Here is an 18363-nt window from a genome sequence, read left to right on the forward strand (position 1 = left end):
GCCGCATATCGCCATCGTCAACCAAGACGAAGGCGAGACATCATGGCGACTGAACAAGCCCCTGCGAATTATCTTCCGCGCAAGAAGGCCGGTGCCTACATCGGCGAGCGCGTGCGCGGCCGTCCCTATTCCGAAATCACCTTGATCGGCTGGGAGCGTGACGGCCGGGGACCGCCCGTCACGCGTATCGGCCGCGACGTGGTTTATTTCATCCCCTCCATCGAAAAGTGGATGCGCGACCAGGAGCAGAGTGTTCCGGGGCGCCGTCAGTCCGCCAGCGCGGCCTAAGCCGCTGAAACGAGCAACGCCGCCCGGCCAGGGGCGGCGCTCGTGTTTTCAGTCAGAAACCTTCGGATCAACACCAATGCAAATAGAGCAGCCTGCTTCAGCTGACAAGCCCGCGCTCGTGGAATGGCGCCCGTACCAGAGGCAGGCGACAAATGCCGCGGTCGTCGCGCTCAAGGCAGGTAAGCCGGGCCTACTCGTTCTGCCGACCGGGAGCGGGAAATCCCTCAACTCAGGCGACGCCGCGCACCGGGCCCACGCCGCAGGTCTCCGGACGCTGATCCTCGTACCGTCGCGCGAGCTGGTGAAGCAGAACGCCGCGGCGCTGGCGAAGGTCAGCTGCAACGCGGTGACGCCGACGCTCGCCTGCGCGGGCCTCGGCCCGGTCGACGTCTCCGGCGCGGTGGTGATCGCCACCCCGCAGACATTGGTGCGCCGGCTCGAGACGCTCGGCCATATCGACCTCCTCATCGTCGATGAGTGCCATCGCCTTGGTCGTGAGGCCTCGGGGCAGATCCACAAAATCCTCACCGAACTGCGCCGGCGCAATCCGAAGCTGATGCTGCTCGGCCTGACAGCGACGCCGTTTCGGCTCGACAGCGGCCGGCTGACGGAGGGCGAGGATCGCCTGTTCGAAGAGGTCACATTCGAGGTCGGGTACCTGGATCTCGTGGCGGGGGGATATCTCTCACCGCTCATCGGGCCGCGGGATGCGATCGAGCGTCTCGACGTCGACGGCTTGCGCATTGTCGCTGGCGATTATTCCGCGGTCGACCTCAATCGCTTCGACCGCGCCGATCTCAACGACCGGATCGCCGATCAGATCGTTGCGCAAGGCGTCGACCGGAAGGCCTGGCTGGTTTTCGCGGTCGGCATAGATCACGCCGTGCACCTGGCCGCCGCGCTGGTTGCGCGCGGTATTGACGCCCGGCTGCTCACCGGTCTCACGCCGAAAGCCGAGCGCGATGACCTCGTGACCGATTACAAGGCCGGCAAGGTCAGGTGCTTGGTCGGCTGCGACGTGTTCTCCACCGGTTTCGACGCGCCGGCCGTCGACCTGATCGCGGTCGTACGGCCGACATGCTCGCCTGTCTGGCACGTGCAGAGCGCCGGGCGTGGCACGCGGCTCGCGCCTGACAAGACCGACTGTTTGATCCTCGACTTCGCCGGCAATTTCTCGCGGCTGGGCCCGATCGACGCGCCTTACATCCGCGCAAAGGGTGAGCGCGCGCGTGGTGATGATGATGCCGCGCTGACGAAGAACTGCCCGCACTGCGCCGCTATCATCGCCGTGGCCACAAAGACCTGTCCGATTTGCAACACGGAATTGAAGACTGAGGAAAAGCCGCGCCGCACCGCGCTGGCAGCGCTGGCCGCAGGACACGCCGTCATCGTCGGCGCAGCCCAGGTGCTTCCGGTCCGCGGCGTGGCGTATAGGGTGCACCTCAAGCCCGGCAGCCCCCCCAGCCTTCGGATCACCTATAGCGTCGCCGGATATCGTTTTCCCACTGTGAGCGAATGGCTCTGCGCCTGGCATCCCGGCCTGGCGGGCCAGCAAGCTCGGCAGGAATGGCGCCGTCGGCTGCGCCATGGGGCGCCGCATCAGATCCCCATCGATGCCGCTGAAGCCGCCGCTGTCGCGGCAGTGCGCCTGCAGCAACCACCGCATGTCCGCATCACGCGTCAGGGCGATTTCGTCCACGCGGCGCCGCTGTTCAACGAGAAGGCCATCGCATGAAGTCTTCGCTCGACTTCGACAAAATCAACAGGGCCGCTCTGCACGCCTTGCCGGTGTTGCTCGCGCGTTGGCTCCCGAATGGCAAGCGACGCGGCCGGCGCTGGTACGCGCTCAACCCGCTTCGCAATGATCACCGCATCGGCTCGTTCTCGGTCGACATCGCGTCGGGGCGCTGGGCGGATTTTGCCACCGGCGACACCGGTGGCGACGTGGTCAACCTCTACGCGTATTTGCGAAACCTCGGCCAGGGCGACGCCGCCCGCGAGTTGGCCCGACTGCTCGGAATCACCCCATGAATTTCCTCAACGAAGCTGCCGCCGCGCCGTTCACCCCAGACGAGATCGCCCGGCTCGGTCAACGTGGCGATGGTGATGCCGCAGGTGGTGAATGCATCATGCCTGCGCCGCCAGAGGCCGGGCCGCTGCCGGCCTTCAAAAAGGACGGTCGCAAGGCGGACCATGCATTCGAATATCGCGGATCCGACGGCGGCCTGCTGGGGTACGTGCTCCGCTGGGACGCGCGTGAGGGTCATCGCAAGGAGTTTTCGCCGGCTACCTGTTGGCGCGATGGTGGCGGCAAAGCATCTTGGCAGCTGAAGACCTGGCCGGGCAAGCGGCCGCTGTTTGGCCTCGACCATCTCGCCGCGCGCCCGGATGCCATCGTTCTCTTGGTCGAAGGGGAGAAAAAGGTTCGCGCTATCGAGCTGGGACCGCTGGCCGATGCCTTCACATGGGCGAAGCATCCAGTGATTGGGATCTCCTGGCCCGGTGGCTCGAACGCCGTCAAGCATGCCGACTTCTCCCCCCTCGCCGGTCGCGACGTGATCGTGTTGCCTGACAATGATCAGCCCGGCGAAGCGGCCGCGGATGCCCTCGTCGACGTGCTCGGCAAAGTTGGTCTTAAGCGCCTGCGCCGCTGGCGGGCCCCGACGCAAGCTCGCGACAAGTGGGATATTGCCGACGAACTGCCGGACGGCATCACCCCCGAGGCCATGGTCGAGACCATGTTGAAGGCGCCCGACGTCGGCGTGCGTCTCGTCAAGACTTTGCAGGAGTTTCTCGACGGGTTCGTCCCGCCCGATTATCTGCTCGATGGCATTTTGCAAAGGCGCTTCGTCTATGCGCTGACCGCCCAAACCGGCCATGGCAAGACCGCGCTGGCCCTGTTGATCGCACGCATCATCGGCGGCAGCGATCCCAAGGCCACCCTCGGCAAACATGGGACAGAGAAAGGACAGGTCGTCTATTTCGCAGGTGAAAATCCCGACGATCTCCGCATGCGCGTTCTCGGCGACGAGCATTTGCACAACGACGACAGGGCCCGAATTTCGTTCATTCCCGGCACCTTCAGCATCGAGGCAATGCGGGCCAGGATCGAAGCCGAACTCAAGATGCTCGGAGGCGTCGACCTCGTTATCGTCGATACCTCGGCCGCCTACTTCAACGGCAAGGACGAACTGAGCAACACCGAGATGGGTGCCCATGCCCGGATGCTGCGCACGCTTACGACGCTTCCCGGCGGGCCGTGCGTCCTGGTCCTGTGCCACCCCGTCAAGCACGTCACCGAGCCATCCCAGCTTCTCCCCCGCGGCGGTGGCGCCTTCCTGGCCGAGGTCGACGGCAACATCACGCTATGGAAGCACGACGGCACGCTGCTCGACCTCCATCACACCGACAAGCTGCGCGGGCCCGGTTTCGATCCGATCAGCCTGCGCCTGGAAACCGTCACCACCACGCGCCTCATGGACAAGAAGGGACGGGTCATTCCGACCGTGCGCGCCGTGTGGATTTCCGACGCCGAGACCGAGCGCGCGACCGAGGACGCCCGCAGCGACGAGGACACCCTCCTCAAGGCCATGCTGATCCCCGGCCAGTCGATTGCCAATCTGGCCAACGCCTGCCGCTGGCTCACCTCCAAGGGCGAACCACACAAGAGCAAGGTGGATCGGACCATGAAGCGGTTGGCCACCGACAAGCTAGTCACCAAGAAGCGCGACGCATGGATGCTCACCGACGCCGGCAAGAAGGCCGCCGAGGCCGCCGCCACCAACGGCGCGCGCCGCGATCGCGAGGCCAGCAGGTACCCGACATGATGCGCATTTTCGCTGGAACGGTTGTATCGCCGAAAACAGCACAACCGTTCCGTGGAACGATTTTGGCGGAACGAAGCGGAACGATTTCGAGGAAAACGCTGCAAAACAGCAACTTCGATGCCGTTCCATGCGGAACGCTGAACCTCTCGAAGCAGTATCTAAAACTGCTTCTCGAGGGGCGTTCCGTTCCACCTCATTTACTAGGGGTCGCGAGTGGAACGCTTCAACGCAGAATTGGACCTTCCAAGCCCCAAGAACCCGGCTCGGTAGATGAGCGGAACGTGGTGGCCGACGATAGCGCCAGCGCCCTTCCAGACTTTCGCCGCCAGCACTGGGCGCGCCACCCCAGCCGGCCGTGGATGCACAGGAAGCCGCGGTGCCAGGTCTCCGCAGCCTGGCCGTGGTCGCACTCACCGGTGGGCACTGGCAGGCCTTCGGAAGTCGGCGCGGATGGCGACGACGGCAACCGGTTTTGCAGACACAGTGCAGACACGCCGAAGTCGATATGCAGATAATGCCCTATTTGCAGGGCTTTGCTGCATCAGGCCACACGATGGTCAATCACAGGACGGACAGACCGCGAGCCGGCCGAAAGGGGTTTTCGCGCGCGATGCTAACCAGGTCTTCAACGATATCAGGATCAGTCGGCGCCGGCGCGAGGCGAGGCGATCGATGCCGCCTACCCTGTTCGCGCGGATGGTCGAGAGCGAGGCCGGGGGTAGGGAAAAACCGGAGCTCGCCGACGGCGCTGCAAGTTACCCCGCGCATCATTTGCGCCATGTCATTGGGAGCTGAAATTGAAATTTTCCGCAAAACAATTCGGGAAAATCCCTGCGAAGCGGTGATGCGACTGGAAAATTATCGGTGCGGATATTTGGGGACGAGCATCAAATATTCGAATGACAAAAAATGACAGAGCGTTGCGAGTGATCGGTTGTCGTGAGTCAATGGCTTCGAACATCGCAAAGTGATTTGCGGGAGAAAGAGATGACGAAAGCACCAAACAAGCAGCGGAGTGTCCGGTTTGCGGGCGATCTCGAACAGCAGCTTGAACAGATGGCCGAGCTCGAAGGCCGTACTTTTTCGGGTCAAGTCACGTGGCTTCTGAGGCAGGCGCTGGCTGCGCGAGCGTTCACGCCCAAGTCGCAGCAGCGCGGCCAGCACGCGGCATAGGATGGATGACAAATGACTGACGCTCCCACTCTCGCGACCGCCGCCATCGTACCGTTGGCACCGCCGCCACCCGTAGCAGCACCGGCGCCATCGTCCGCACCGGCGCCAGCACAACGGGTCGCGCCGGGCTCGCCGGAATGGAATGCGCTGACAACCGAGCAGCGGCACGAGCAGTTGCGTGGGCCGGAGAACCCCCGCGCCCGCGGCCACAGCCCCGCCCGTGAGCAGCGGGAGGCCGCCGCGGCCCGCGCCTCGGGCCCGCAGCCCCAAACCGCTCCGCCGGCCGCCGCTGAGCCTGCGGCCGCTACTTCCACCGATGAGCCTCTCTTCGCCGTAGGAAAATTTGAGGTCCGAGAATCCCAGCTCGCTTCCATGCTGGAGCGCCAAGCCATCGACGACCAGCGCAAGGCGACGTTGCCGGCGTCCCCGGCCGACTACAAGCTCGAGCTGCCGGCCGACTTCAAGGCCCCGGGCGGCGTCGAGTTCAAGATCGACGAGGCCGGCAATCAGGCGACGTTCGATGCGTTGCGGACCTTTGCTCACTCGAAGGGCTGGGACAATCAGATGCTATCGGAAGTCCTTGGCATCTACGCATCGCACCAATCCGCCCAGGAAGCTCGGCTTGCGGAAATCTCTCGCGCGGAGATCGCGAAAGTTGGCGCCAACGGTCCCCAGCGCGTCGATGCTGTGAGCCGGTGGATCACCGGCCTGGTTGGGGCGGCGGACGCAAAGCCGATTCGCGCGACGCTGGTCACGGACGCGCACCTTCGTTTTTACGAAAAACTGATGAGCCAGCAGGCCTCGCAAGGTGCGGCGTCGTTCAGCTCGCAGCATCGCGTCGCGCCGGACCAGAACAAGATCCCCGGCTACGACAACATGAGTTTCGAGCAGCGTCGTCACGCTCAGGATCAGGCAGCTGCACGGCGGCGTTAACGAGGTGACAGGGCCCGATGGCAAAATTTTCGATGACTATCGACGATCTGGAAATTCACAGGCACAGCCCGACGGCGCATCGTGCGTTCATTGGTCAAATGCTGGATCACGCTAGTCAGGCGGTTCGCAGCGGGCTGGCCACCGAGGGCAATCTCGTCTCGCCCGCGATGTCGCCAGCACTGCCGAAAGTCGTCGGATCGTGGAAAATCGAAGGCGAACTCTAACCCGAATGAGCATCTTAAAATGAAGATCGTCCGAAATGCACCGCCGCCGAGCCCGCCCTCGCGCCCGATCCTGAAGTTTGCCGCGCCGGCGCCGGGCCCGCATCATAACCCGCCTGCAGCTACGCCGCCGACGCCGTCGAACGAGGTTGCGGCTCATGCGGTCCGCGTGGCCTCGAGCCAGGGCAGCATCAATCCCCGCCAGCAACAGAGTTAGCGCGAGGCCAAATGGACGCGCCATTCTACCGTCTCGTTCAGGACTATGACGCGCTGGTCCAGACGCTGCGCGAACGATCTGAGCAGATGGAGATTGCCCGGCTCGAGCTAGATCGGCTGAGCGGTCTTGCGAGCGGATACAGTGGCAAGGTGTTGGCCCCCACGCGCATCAAGTTCATCGGCAGTAGCCTCGGACCCCTGCTTCAGACACTCGGCCTGATCCTCATCGCAGTCGAAAATCCGGCCGCAAGAGACACGACGCTTGCTCTCCGCACACCTTTCGACGCGTCCAATCGCCGCGTGGGCAACCATTGCAACTCGCCGAGAAAACCCGCTCCCGGAATTGAGCGCGAATCGGTCGCGGAGATTGCACCGTCGCCGCAGCAGCCGCAGCAACGAAGTGAACCGGTTTCGCGTGCGCATCTGCGGGTCATCCAACCGCGCAGAGCCGGCGCGCGCTGGGGAGGAGGAGCACTATGACCACGTACGAACTCGAACGGAACGCGATGCGGCTCGCACTTGAGGGCAAGGACGGCGGCTTGGCCGCGTATCTGAACGGCCACCGCCGCGTCATTGATTTTGCGGCGGCCAAGCGGCGGCTGCGCCCGGCCCGAGAGGCCGCGCTGTCCAGTTCGGAGATTGAACGATGACCCCCGCCCTCGCAACACTGACCGCCCTAAGCCCATCTCGATCAAGGTAAGGCTGACACCATTATGATCCGCAGCACCTTAGAGCTTACCGCGATCGCAGCCGAGCGTGCGCGCCGCGGGCCTGCCGTCATAAAAAAGGATGCGCACGGTCGCGAGCTCTATGAGCCTGACGGTCCGGTGCTCACCAAGTTTTTGATGTCCGACAACAAGATCGACATCATCCAAGGCCCTATCGGTTCAGGCAAAACGAACGCCATGTTCCGGCGGCTTGGCCGGCATGCGATGCAGCAGGCAAAAAGCCCGCGCGATGGCTTGCGCAAGACGCGATGGTTGGTCGCAAGAAACACTTTTCCGGAATTGAAACGAACGACGCTGCCGACATGGCGCCAAGTCTGGCCGCCAGCTTTGTATGGCGACGTCAAGATGGGCAGCCCGCCGCGTCACGAGATCGCGTTCGGCGACGTGCGCATCCAGGTGGATTTTCTCGCCCTCGATGATGAGGAAGACATCAAGAAATTGCGTTCGGCCGAATACACTGGCGCGTGCGTTCATGAGTGTCAGTACGCGAGCCTCGAGCTGTTTCGGGAAATCCGGTCCCGCACAAACCGCTTCCCAGCGGAATCCGATGGCGGCGCGACGTGGCACGGTGTCCTCGCGGACGCGAACGCGCCGGACGAGGACCACTGGCTTGCCCTGATGACGGGACAGGTCGACATGCCGGAATCGATGACGCTGGAGGAACGTCGCGCGCATCAATGGCCGTCGCACTGGGGCTTCCTCAAGCAGGCCGCTGCGACCGTGAAAATCCTCGACGCCCGCGGCGAGTTTATCCGCCACGAGATCAATCTCGATGCGGAAAACCTTCGGTGGCTGGCGTCGGATTATTATTTGGACCTGCTCGATGGCAACTCAGCGGACTGGATCAACAATCGCCTCGGCAACGAGACCGTTTTGGTGGTTGATGGGTCGCCGGTGTGGCCGATGTTCCGCCGCGACTTCCACGTCTCACGCGATCCCTTGAGGCCCGTGCCCGGGCACGATGTGATGGTGTGGCTCGATTTCGGCCGCGTCTTTCCGGCCGCGCTGTTCGCACAAGAGATCAACGGCCGCATAAACGTTCAACACGAGATCCTTGGCTTCAACGAGGGTGCAACGATCTTCGCGCCGAAGGTCAAGCGCTTCCTCGAGCAGCACTATCAGGATTGCACCTTCCGCTGCGTTGGCGATCCCAAGGGCCGCGACAAAGGGCAAGCTACGGAACAGAGCGCGTATGATGTGTTCAAGTTCAACGGAATGCCGGTGACGCCCGCGCCGGTGAAGGCCAATGACATCAGCACTCGCCTCGAGGCGGTCGCCTACGCGCTGAACGACAATCCGAGCGGCATCAACCGGCTGGTGATTTCGCCGCTCTGCCGCACGCTCATCGTCGGCATGGCCGGACGCTATCATCTTGTGCGCGAAGACGACGGAGAGTTGCGGCCGAAGAAGGACAAATATTCGAACCTGTGCGACTGCCTGCAGTACGGATGTTTGTCGCTAGGTGAAGGTCGGCGCATGGCGGGGCTGAAACCAACCAACGATTTGAAGCCCGTCAATGCCTGGAACCGGCGCAACAAGTCCATGCGGCGGGTTTCGGCATGAGCAAGAAGCGTGGACCAGGCCGTCCCCGTAAGGTTGGTCGTCCTCGCAAGGCGCCAGGCGCGGCGGTCGACCATAAGCTGACTCCAAAGATGCGAATTGCGATCATCGCGATCGTCGAAGAAAACAAGCCACGCGCCGAGGCCGCCAAGATGGCAGGGCTGACGGAAGACGCGGTGCGTAAGGCCATGCGCGACAACGCCGCGGCTCGCGAATTCTATGCGAGCGAGGTCAAGGCGCTGTTAAGCTTCGCCAGAGCCAAGGCTGCGCACGCATTGATCGCGGAGCTCACCGGCTCGAATGCCGCCGCCCGGGTTACAGCCGCACGCGCGATCCTCGAAGATAACCCGCAGACGCCGGCCGGCAACAACATGCCGCAGGTCCCCGGCTTCGCAATCCTGATTTCGGACGCGCGCTCTGCTCCCATGCCGCTCGACATCACGCCGCTAAAGGCGCTCGCGCCGCGATTGGAAGCGGATCGAGAGGGCTGACCGGTCGCTAGTGGCGCGTGTTCTTGCGCTCGACGGCAAGCTCAACAGCGAGCCGCGCGCGGACCCTGGAATCAATCGGTCCAACGTTTGAGGCCTGCCAATCTCTTAGATCGTCCGGCATCAATATGGATTTTACGATATTATCCTCAGTCACGCCCAATCCTTTCAGCCCGCCTTGTACATTCTCGAACCACTCTTCGTAGCTATCCTGTAGATCACCAGGAGGACACAGGCCCTTTAATTCCTCCCAATCTTCGGGCCTAAACCAAGCGACGATGTGTCTTATGGGGTGAGGGTTCATCGTTTAAGTTATCCGGTGTGTAAATCATCAATAAGAGACGCCATTCCAGTTGAGAGACCGTAGGCGAACGGGCCTCGTTGATCTCCGATGGCCATGCTTATTCGATTAGCCAAAATCTCGACGTGCTTGCGTACCCGTACTGCAAATTTCTTGTCTTTGATCAAGTTTTCCCAACCATCGCGAGGAATGTCGCTGAAGTGCGGGTCAACATCCTCGGGACGAATAACCTTTTCATCGCGAATAGTTTGAGTCCGCCCATGCGCAATTTTGTTTCGAAAGTTGAATAGCTCTTTGATTGTCGAAATTTCAGAACCCTGCTTAACCTTCAAAAAGTGGCAGATGAGATCAAGTTTTGCTATCGGAGATAGGCGATCGACATCTGCCCATCGCTCGTAAACTTGCGGCCCAACATGATTGAGATACGCTTCAAATGCAAAGGCCGTAAAGATCGCGCTGGCAAGAAACTGCCAGGCTGAGCCCTTTGCAATCTCCTCACCCGACTTCAAAACTACGTTTGAGGCGTGCCACAACTCGGCGTGTGTGTGGATAGTGCGCTCGCGCGAAGCTTTTACGGAGCGCTTGCTCATCCGGTTTATTTCCCTTTCGCCTTGAGCCCGAGCTCGAACAGGCGGCTACTGCTTCTTGACGCACGGGTCGACGGCATAGGCGCATTGCTCGCCTGCGGTGATGAGACCGCCCGTTGGCCCTTGATAGTTGACCGCTGCAACACCTCCGCCGGACATCACCACGTTGATGTGGCAGAACCGTTGGGATGACCTTCCGGAAAAGCTTCCGTACGAAGCCGAGCCGCTGGCGACGACCGTGCCATCGCCCGAATTGTAGGACCACACTTCCGTTTGTCCTTCCGCCGCTTTGTTTGCTGGCGGGCCCATACAGGCCAATACCTGCTCCTTGGACATGCCAACCATCTGAGCGCGCGCGTCCTGCGCAACTTGAGCTCGCTGGAAAGCACACCCACACAACGCGGCGGCCAGCGCCACGACACCCAACACCCGCATGACAGTGATTCCCCCCGAGCCGGTGAGCATCCAACCGCAACCACCGGTGGAGGGCAACCCCGTAGGCGCACGAGCCCCCGAATGGGGATGGATTTTTAACCAAATCAGTGATGGGATGTCCGTGGGCCTGAAAACCCGGACCTGAGAGACGATAGCAGGCGCTTGGCGGCGTCTCTATCGAGCGCGGAAAGCCTTGGCGGGCTCGATGCGCAATGGCTGCACCTTGGCGGGTGCACCAACCTGGCTGTGACCTATCACGGCCGGGGTGGTGTAGCAATGCCTGGGGCCGCCAAGCCCATAGGCTGATGTCCAAGGGGAAACCCTAAAGGCTACGCCGCGTGTCTCTCAGGCACGTTTTCAGACCCCGGCTTGCGCACCGCTTGCGCTGCACCGGCCCTGAAAAGCCAAATCTGAGAGCAACCCCAAATGACCTTCCAACGGCCCATGTTTCCGCCGCGAGCGGAGTCCGTCCAAGCGTTCCCGTCCCAACCTGCTATCGGGCAGCGGGTGAGCGCAAAGGCCCTCAACGACCTCGCCAGACTCAGGGAAGAGGCATCCGCTGAAATCGAACGGTTGATAGCCTTCCTCGACGCCAGCGACCCTTACGTGATGACGGGGCTCGAGCTGGACGACGGCGAGACCGGGATAGCCGACCTCGACGGGCTGTTGGAGCAAGTCGGGACCCAGAGCTGGCAAGCCGGAGCGCTGGCATGAGCAACATCATCGAACTGTCAGCGAGGCGAGCAGCGCGCGCTCTGCCTCCCCAAAACGTGGCCGAAGTCGAGATGGTGCCGCGGGAGATGCGACGGCAATTGCGCTGGCAGCAAGAGCCGCCGCAGACCGAAACCGCCAGAAACGCACGTTTGCGCGATCAACGCCGCGTTGCGTGGAACGCAGCCGAGGCGCGCACACGGTATTGGTCCGCCCGGATGAAGCTGCACAGCGCGATCGATAGCGCGAGCCGGTGGGGAGCCTTTCCTAAGGGCGCGCTGGAAGAGGAGCACGACCACGATGGAGACGGTTGGATGTGCTTGGTCCGTTGTTTCAGGTCCGCGCTCGCGAAACAGCTTCTGACGCCAGCTTGGCGATCCGCCGACGTGGCATGGAAGCGGAAGGCCCTAGCGGCACGGGAGCACAAATACACCGACGTCACAGACGAGCAGATTGAGACGGCGATCCAGCAGGATGTCGAGTTTTTGACGGCCCATCCTATGCGCCGCAATAGCGCGGAGCTCGAACAGCGGCGGGAGTTCAAAGCGGCGATGCGACAGCGCATCAGGGATGTCGCCGCGTCTCGCGATCTGTCCGACGAGGAGCTCAAGCCGGCCCTGACGCTCAAGCATCACGAGATAGCCAATTTCACCGAAAAGCACGGCGTCAATCTCGAATGGTTGCTTGAAGGCAGGGGGCGCATCTTCCAGAGGGATCCGATCGCGCCGAACATGACCGGTGCAGAGCTTGCTGCGGTGGTGCGGACGCTGCCCCAGGCTCAGCAACGCAATATCGAGGCCATGATCGACCGGATCTTGAGGGAGCGCGGACTATGAAGCGCCGGCGCCGAATGCACAGGAAGCGCGACCGGCAGCGGCTGATGACGCACCGCCGGCGGCTGAGGCGGTGACAACCACGGGCCCGCCGGTTCACGCTGGCGGGCTTTTTTGGACTAGTCGCTGGTATCGCGTTATCCCCACCCGTGCACGCACCTGTTGACTCTACTAGGAGCTGCAGTGCTATCAGTGTCCGGATGGGCGTGGGGGATATTAAGGCTGGCGAACAAGCGAGCAAGGCAGCGCGCATGATCCGCCGCGCCAAGATAGCTGTCGGTGCAGCTCTCCTTCTTCCGGTGATACTGGTTTCGATCCGGCCGAGCATGTTTGATCTCAGGCCACGGCCCTCCTTTGCGCCGCAGGCTGGCTACAATCCCATGAAAGACCTCCTGAGCTCGCCTCCGGACTCGCCAAATTTCAGCTATTTCGTCGAGGATGGATTCAGGTTCATAGGATCTCGGTCGCCGGAGGAGACGGCCTACATTCGGAGCCAAGTTGATAGAGATCGCGCAATTTGGTCGACGTGGCGCGATCGCTTTAGCTTGCTCCTGTTTTTGGAGGTCTGCCTGCTCTGGGCGGCTGGCGCGCTATGGTTTGTTTTCAGGCTGTTTGACCGCCGCCATGGTTGACCGCCGCCCCCAGCCCGCCTTCATCAGGAGTGCGTCACACTGTCCCCGATTGCGCGTTCAACTTCTGAGGCGAGAACCGTCAGGTGATCGGCCAGCCTCGTGAACAGCTCTCGTTTCTTCGGGTCGGTCGCCAGGTCGCGGATGAGGGCGCACTCGGCCGCATCTGTGCGAAGCTTTTCCAACTGAGCCTGCATGTCTTTCATCGCAGCTACTCCGTTCCTGAGCGGGAACCGTATAGCCAAGATGCGGAAGCGAACAGAGCTGATTGCCGGATTTTCCTAGGATCCCCTCGCCCCGAAGTCAGATCGGCCCCTCACCGCCGCGGGTCACGTGTCTCACGCCAAGGACGAGCAGGCCGAGCAGCAGCATAGCCACGCCGGCAGCGATCGCGATCCCAGTCAGCATGTCATCCCCCGGCTCCAGCGGCGGGGACTATTCGGCAGATGCTTTGCGGTGTGAATCCTCGATCGACCGCGGCGGGAACCCGCACCAGCGGGGGCTTCCTAGAATCGGGGCGCTATCCCCACCGTGTTTGCAGCAAGCGTGGCGGCAACTCGTTTGTAGACATAATGCAGACACAGCGGTTTCAGCGGTTACTTAGATCGGGCTCTAAGTGCTTGAAATTGTTGGCTCCCCGGGCTGGATTCGAACCAGCGACCATCCGATTAACAGTCGGATGCTCTACCGCTGAGCTACCGAGGAAAAGGCGAACCAGTCGTTCGCGCGCGGCTGCGTATAACAAAGCCGGTTGCGCTTGCAAAGGACGAATTCGTCATCCTTCGCAAAGCATCGAGCAAGGGACTGCGCGGCCCCTCCTCGGGCCTGGGTCAAGTCAAGATTACTCAGCGGTGAAGGACGTGGTCTTGGTGCCGGGATCGTAGCGCAGCCGAAGCGCGGTCATCTTGCAGAGATTGACGTTCTTCCAGAGCACGGACTCGTCATAGTTCTGCCAGTCGACGCGGATGTTCCAGACGCAGCCCTCGTCGTCCTCGTCGAACTCGACATAGGTCGAGGCCTGGTTCTGCAAAACCTTGTCCAGCTCGTTGTCCCATTTGTCCAGGCCATCGTCCGGCGCGTTGAAGCCGAGGAATTTGATGGCATAACCGGTCTCGTTGACGACGGTGACGTTGCGGGCATCGGCGGCGAACGACGACGGAGTAGCTGCGATCGCAAGTCCGATCGCGATCAGTCCAGACAGAAAAAACTTCATGTGAAATTCTCCGGCTCGTTGCGCGACGTGAGACGCGCAACGAGCCAGTTCATATCGTTTCGAATTCTCCGCAGCAATGAACCGGCATTCATAGATCGGCGGAGTTTGTCTTCTCCGGCGCAGGTACGGCCGGCGGCGTTACCGCGGCACCATTGGCCTTGCCGGTAACAGCGCCGACCAGCGCCTTCACGGGATCATCGCCCGGCGCAAAACCGCTCTGGCGCAGGATCTCGTCGATCATCGGACGCAGCGCGTGGACCTTGAGGAGCTCGCCGGCAAGCCCCTCACCGAAGCCGACGCCGCCGCCTGCGGCCCCGTTTCCATTGCCGCCGAAGGCACCGCCGGTGTGCAGGATGCGAACGTCCTTGAGGTTGCCGATCGGCCTGACCATCTCGGCCAGTGCCAACGGCATCGTCTCAATCCGCTTCTTGGCGAGCTCGAAATCGATGACGTTGGTGCCAAGCTTGTTCTGCGCTTCGTTCTTGAGCGTAATGACGGCAGCCTCCGCCTCACCGATATTCCTGACGCCGACCGCCTTGATCTTGTTGGACTCGGCTTCAGCCGTGGCCAGCGTCTTGACAGCCTCGGCGCGGTCCAGCGACGCCTTCTTCTCGGCTTCGGCCGCCACGATCAGCTCGGTCGATTTGCGCTCGGCCTCGGTGCGGGCGGCGAGCACCTGGGTCAGGCGGGAACGGTCGGCGACCTCGACGGCGCGCGCGGTCACGACCTTTTCCTCTGCCGAGACGGCGAGCGCTTCAGCGGCCTTGGCCTCTGCGACGGCTTCCGAGGTCTGCTTGCTCTTGGATGCGATCTGGATCTCGTTCTCCTGCGTTGCGATCTGGATTTCGCGCTGCGCATCGGTCTTGCGCTTGTTGATCGCCAGATCGGACTCGATGACCGCGGTTTCCTTGACCTGCTTGGCGCCAGCTTCCTTCTCCGCGACCGCACGGTCGGTGTCGATGCGTGCGTTCTCCTCGGTCAGGCGCGCGGTCTGCGTCGCGGTTGCGACTTCAGCCCTCGTGCTCGCGGTCTTGTTGGCGATGTCGCGCTCCTGCGACAGCTCGGCCTCCTTCTTGGTCCGCTCGATCGTCAGCGTCTGCTGCCGCGCCTCGAGGTCCTTTTGCGCGATTGCTACTTCGTTGTCGCGCACGATCGAGTTACGGTCGCGCCTGCGCGTCTCGGTGACGGTTTTCAGCTGGGTCAGGCCTTCGGCGTCGAAAAAGTTTTCCGGATTGAAGAACTTCACATCGGTCTGGTCGAGCTTGGTCAGCGAAACCGACTCCAGCTCGAGACCGTTGGATTTCACGTCGGACTCCACGGTCGCCTGCACGTGCTTGACGAAATCGCTGCGCTTTTCCTGCAGCTCCAGGATGGTCATGGTGGCCGCCACCGAACGCAGGCCGTCGACAAATTTTGCCTCGACCTGGTTACGCAGGGCTTCGGCGTCATTCGTCAGCGCGCCCAGCGTCTGGCTCGCGAGTGCAATACTCTCATCGTCGGGCCGGACGCGGACGTAGAATTCAGCGACGATATCGACGCGCAGCCGGTCCTTGGTGATGAGGGATTCCCGCTCCTTGCGCTCGACGGTCAGCCGCAGCGTCTTCAGATTGACGCTGGCGTAGGAGTGGAAGATCGGCAGGATCATGGCGCCGCCATCGAGCACGACCTTCTTGCCGCCGAGGCCGGTGCGCACGAAGGCCTCGTCGCGGGTGGCGCGCTTGTAGAGGATGGTGAAGACGATCCCGAGGACGACGATCAGCGCGACGCCGATCGTGGCCGGGACTGCGATGTCAAACATGACTTTCTCCAATAATGACTTGCTGGCTGCTTAGATTGATCAGAGTGGACTTGTTAGAGTGGGCCTGGACGGTTTGAGTTCATCGTCGGCCTTGACCGCCACGAAACGGGTGCCGGCGCGATCGACCAGAAGGACCAGGGTTCCCTGCGGCAATGGGCCCGATGCGGGCGCTGCAACCGCCCAGACGAAATGCCTGTTGCCATGGATGTCGGCGACGCTGACGCGGCCGGGCGGCCCCTGATCGAGCGGGCCGATGACCACCTCGCCGACGCGGCCGACGAGATCGCCGAGGCCAACCACATAGCTTTCATCCCTGGGAATGATCCGCGCGATGGCCCCACTTGCGGCGCGGACCAGCGGCACCGACACCGCCACCGCCCCGACCGACGCGAGTGTCGCCGGCAAGGGACCGGCGATCATCCGCGCAATGTCCTGGATCAGGAAGCCGGTGATGGAAAAGGCGCCGAGCGCCAGCAGCAGGAAGATCAAGAGCGGCACGCCGCCGACATTGATCCAGGAGATGGCGTTGATCACCCCATTGTCGCTGGGATGACCGAAATCGATGTTGGTGCCGAGCATCTCGCTCAGCGACGCCCCGACCAGCATCGAGACGACCTCAATAGAGCCAACGATGAGGATCATGGCCGCCGCGATCGCGAACGGCCTGACCTCCGGCGACATCACGTGCTCGAGCAGAGCGCTCATGACACATTACTCAAGAGCGCGATTTCAACCGCGCCAGCCTCGCTGCAATCTCCTTGTCGCGATGCAACGTGCTGAGCTCGTCGATGTCGCTCGAATACGGAATGCCTTGCGGCACGCCGGTGGCGCGCGCCACAGCCTTGCCCGCACGCAGTGCTTTCGCCGCGGCCGAGGCGCCGCCCTGTTTTCGGGGTGACGTCGAGGCCTGGTGGCTTGCGAGAGCCTCGCTCTTCTGGAGATCGGCGCGGCGCTGCTCGGCATCCTGGAGCGCCGACAGCACGGCACGCAGCGAGGTGACACTATTCTCGATCTTCTCATTGTTCTCGTCGATGGCGCGGGAGAGCACCTCAAACTGCGCCTCCAGATCCATCTGCCGCGCGATGCCGGCGCGGGCGAGATCGTCGCGGCTATCCGCGATCGCGCCCTCGATCTTCGCGGCGAGATCTGTCATCTCGCGCTCGATCTCGGTGCGCCGAGCATTGAGCCGGTATTCCTCGGCACGCGCGGCCGCGAGCGCATCGCGCGCTTCGCTCTCCGCGCGCTCGATCTCGCGGATGGCCTGTCCGACCACCCCAAGCTTGTTCTTGCCTTCCGCCTGCTCGATCGCGTCATAGGCGATGCCGGCGATCAGACGTCCGACCCGGGACAGGAAATTTTCGGGAGCGGCAGCGATGGTATCCATAGCGTTCTCCTCCTCTGGCAGACTGTTCGGCGTGACGCCGTAGTGAACCTCGAAACCGTCGTCGGTGCGGATCAGGTGCGCGGGCACGCTCTGCCCCCAGCCCTCCGCGTAGCCGACGTAGTCGAAGGGCACGCTGAAGCGGCCCTGCACGGTTGAAATCGAAATGGTCGCCGGGCCCTTGATCTTGGCGAGCTTGTCGTCGAGCGGCAGGCGGCGGCCTTGCGCTGCGCGATAGTCGGCGCGGTCGCGCAGGCCCAGCGTCACCAGCCGCGACGGCAGCGCGGTCTGCTTGCGGATCGGCTCATAGGCATGGGCATGCAGCAGGACGACGTTGGAGCCCACATTATGGGTCCGCGCGACCTCGTCGAGGATCTCCATCATGCGGTCATAAGCCCTAAACGTCGCCTCCATCGCGGCCCTGGCGGCCGGGTCAGGGGCTAGCCTGTAACGCAGCGCCGAGGGCGCATGTCGGGGCGACGGGCTCATGGAAAGCACTAAAGCACCATTTTAGTGCTTTACAAGAGGGAAGGTCGATCACGTTCCGCTGATCCTGATGCACTCTGAGGGTTAGTCGCTGTCGCCCCGGGCCGCGTTCAAGGCGGGCCATCACCTCTAGATCACCGCCAATCAAAGACTTCTTGCACGCACGGGTTGCAATTTAAGCAAAGGCGCGAGCTGCGTCCGCGGCATGAGACCGAGGTTGAGACGCATGTCCTCTCAGCTCCGTCATTGCGCGGAGCCCGCGACAAAATTGCGAAGCAATTTTGCGCTGGTGCGACGAGGCAATCCAGAGTCTTTCCGCGGTGGGATTCTGGATTGCTTCGCTGCGCTCGCAAAAACGGAGCTGGATGCAACACCTCGCGCCACCAACTCGCACTGCAACCCGAATTCGGTAAAGTGGAATATTTCTGTGGAGGCGGGTTGACCGAGCCCCTGGCGTGTTTTGCCCGTCGGGCAGCACAAAGGCTTGTAGGTGGGTTAGCCGAAGGCGTAACCCACTCTGCGTAGCTTTCGAATTATTTAGTGAAGCGCTTTGAC

General features: G+C 62.4%; 21 protein-coding genes and 1 tRNA gene. 14 read left to right on the forward strand and 8 right to left on the reverse strand.

Features of this window, described 5'->3' with window-relative positions; all coding sequences use genetic code 11:
* Positions 1 to 42: 42 nt before the first annotated feature.
* The 12 genes from FXB38_RS18120 to FXB38_RS18170 all read left to right on the forward strand — a co-directional run bounded on the left by FXB38_RS18120 (position 43) and on the right by FXB38_RS18170 (position 9437).
* On the forward strand, positions 43 to 288 hold the full coding sequence (locus FXB38_RS18120) for a hypothetical protein (RefSeq protein WP_148752287.1): 246 nt from the start codon (positions 43 to 45) through the stop codon (positions 286 to 288).
* The gene (locus FXB38_RS18125) at positions 251 to 2023 is read left to right on the forward strand and encodes a DEAD/DEAH box helicase (RefSeq protein ID WP_187434961.1); all 1773 of its coding nucleotides are present in this window, start codon (positions 251 to 253) and stop codon (positions 2021 to 2023) included. The genes FXB38_RS18120 and FXB38_RS18125 overlap by 38 nt, the downstream gene beginning before the upstream one ends.
* Positions 2020 to 2319 (forward strand): hypothetical protein, encoded by a 300-nt coding sequence (locus tag FXB38_RS18130; RefSeq protein WP_148752291.1) that lies wholly within the window; start codon positions 2020 to 2022, stop codon positions 2317 to 2319. Before FXB38_RS18125 ends, FXB38_RS18130 begins: the two co-directional genes overlap by 4 nt.
* Positions 2316 to 4115 (forward strand): AAA family ATPase, encoded by a 1800-nt coding sequence (locus FXB38_RS18135; RefSeq protein ID WP_148752293.1) that lies wholly within the window; start codon positions 2316 to 2318, stop codon positions 4113 to 4115. The genes FXB38_RS18130 and FXB38_RS18135 overlap by 4 nt, the downstream gene beginning before the upstream one ends.
* 987 nt (positions 4116 to 5102) lie before the next feature.
* Positions 5103 to 5288: a hypothetical protein gene (locus FXB38_RS18140; protein WP_148752295.1), complete on the forward strand. Its 186-nt coding sequence runs from the start codon at positions 5103 to 5105 to the stop codon at positions 5286 to 5288.
* Between the two features lie 54 nt (positions 5289 to 5342).
* Complete coding sequence (locus tag FXB38_RS18145) at positions 5343 to 6221, forward strand: hypothetical protein (protein WP_148752297.1); 879 nt, start codon at positions 5343 to 5345, stop codon at positions 6219 to 6221.
* Between the two features lie 17 nt (positions 6222 to 6238).
* Positions 6239 to 6445 (forward strand): hypothetical protein, encoded by a 207-nt coding sequence (locus FXB38_RS18150; protein WP_148752298.1) that lies wholly within the window; start codon positions 6239 to 6241, stop codon positions 6443 to 6445.
* A gap of 19 nt (positions 6446 to 6464) precedes the next feature.
* Positions 6465 to 6659 carry a hypothetical protein gene (locus FXB38_RS18155; RefSeq protein ID WP_148752300.1) on the forward strand — a complete coding sequence of 65 codons (195 nt, stop codon included), beginning with the start codon at positions 6465 to 6467 and terminating at the stop codon, positions 6657 to 6659.
* A gap of 11 nt (positions 6660 to 6670) precedes the next feature.
* Complete coding sequence (locus tag FXB38_RS18160) at positions 6671 to 7138, forward strand: hypothetical protein (protein ID WP_148752302.1); 468 nt, start codon at positions 6671 to 6673, stop codon at positions 7136 to 7138.
* Entirely contained in the window at positions 7135 to 7308 is a 174-nt protein-coding gene (locus FXB38_RS42790) for a hypothetical protein (protein WP_187434962.1), read from the forward strand. Before FXB38_RS18160 ends, FXB38_RS42790 begins: the two co-directional genes overlap by 4 nt.
* Positions 7309 to 7371: 63 nt before the next feature.
* Positions 7372 to 8949: a hypothetical protein gene (locus FXB38_RS18165; RefSeq protein ID WP_148752304.1), complete on the forward strand. Its 1578-nt coding sequence runs from the start codon at positions 7372 to 7374 to the stop codon at positions 8947 to 8949.
* Between the two features lie 89 nt (positions 8950 to 9038).
* Positions 9039 to 9437: a hypothetical protein gene (locus FXB38_RS18170; RefSeq protein ID WP_148752306.1), complete on the forward strand. Its 399-nt coding sequence runs from the start codon at positions 9039 to 9041 to the stop codon at positions 9435 to 9437.
* Positions 9438 to 9746: 309 nt separating this feature from the next.
* On the opposite strand, the gene FXB38_RS18175 is transcribed toward FXB38_RS18170, so the two are convergent.
* Both FXB38_RS18175 and FXB38_RS18180 read right to left on the reverse strand, forming a co-directional pair.
* Positions 9747 to 10325: a hypothetical protein gene (locus FXB38_RS18175; protein WP_148752308.1), complete on the reverse strand. Its 579-nt coding sequence runs from the start codon at positions 10323 to 10325 to the stop codon at positions 9747 to 9749.
* A gap of 45 nt (positions 10326 to 10370) precedes the next feature.
* A complete protein-coding gene (locus FXB38_RS18180; RefSeq protein WP_246229955.1) occupies positions 10371 to 10787 on the reverse strand; it encodes a hypothetical protein in 417 nt (138 codons plus the stop codon).
* Between the two features lie 477 nt (positions 10788 to 11264).
* Between FXB38_RS18180 and FXB38_RS18185 the strand changes: the two genes are divergently transcribed.
* On the forward strand, positions 11265 to 11471 hold the full coding sequence (locus FXB38_RS18185; protein ID WP_187434963.1) for a hypothetical protein: 207 nt from the start codon (positions 11265 to 11267) through the stop codon (positions 11469 to 11471).
* Entirely contained in the window at positions 11468 to 12304 is an 837-nt protein-coding gene (locus tag FXB38_RS18190; protein ID WP_148752310.1) for a hypothetical protein, read from the forward strand. The genes FXB38_RS18185 and FXB38_RS18190 overlap by 4 nt, the downstream gene beginning before the upstream one ends.
* A gap of 652 nt (positions 12305 to 12956) precedes the next feature.
* Here the strand turns inward: FXB38_RS18190 and FXB38_RS18195 are convergent.
* The 6 genes from FXB38_RS18195 to FXB38_RS18220 all read right to left on the reverse strand — a co-directional run bounded on the left by FXB38_RS18195 (position 12957) and on the right by FXB38_RS18220 (position 17820).
* Entirely contained in the window at positions 12957 to 13136 is a 180-nt protein-coding gene (locus FXB38_RS18195) for a hypothetical protein (protein WP_148752311.1), read from the reverse strand.
* A 424-nt stretch (positions 13137 to 13560) separates the two neighbouring features.
* Positions 13561 to 13635, reverse strand: a tRNA-Asn gene (locus FXB38_RS18200).
* Positions 13636 to 13771: 136 nt separating this feature from the next.
* The gene (locus tag FXB38_RS18205) at positions 13772 to 14143 is read right to left on the reverse strand and encodes a hypothetical protein (protein WP_148752313.1); all 372 of its coding nucleotides are present in this window, start codon (positions 14141 to 14143) and stop codon (positions 13772 to 13774) included.
* Positions 14144 to 14231: 88 nt separating this feature from the next.
* Positions 14232 to 15941: a flotillin family protein gene (locus FXB38_RS18210; protein ID WP_148752315.1), complete on the reverse strand. Its 1710-nt coding sequence runs from the start codon at positions 15939 to 15941 to the stop codon at positions 14232 to 14234.
* A gap of 39 nt (positions 15942 to 15980) precedes the next feature.
* Entirely contained in the window at positions 15981 to 16646 is a 666-nt protein-coding gene (locus tag FXB38_RS18215; RefSeq protein ID WP_148752317.1) for an OB-fold-containig protein, read from the reverse strand.
* A gap of 10 nt (positions 16647 to 16656) precedes the next feature.
* The gene (locus FXB38_RS18220) at positions 16657 to 17820 is read right to left on the reverse strand and encodes a PspA/IM30 family protein (RefSeq protein WP_148752319.1); all 1164 of its coding nucleotides are present in this window, start codon (positions 17818 to 17820) and stop codon (positions 16657 to 16659) included.
* Between the last annotated feature and the right edge of the window lie 543 nt (positions 17821 to 18363).

Origin of the sequence: Bradyrhizobium cytisi (assembly GCF_008123515.1) — a bacterium.
Taxonomy (GTDB): Bacteria; Pseudomonadota; Alphaproteobacteria; order Rhizobiales; family Xanthobacteraceae; genus Bradyrhizobium; species Bradyrhizobium cytisi.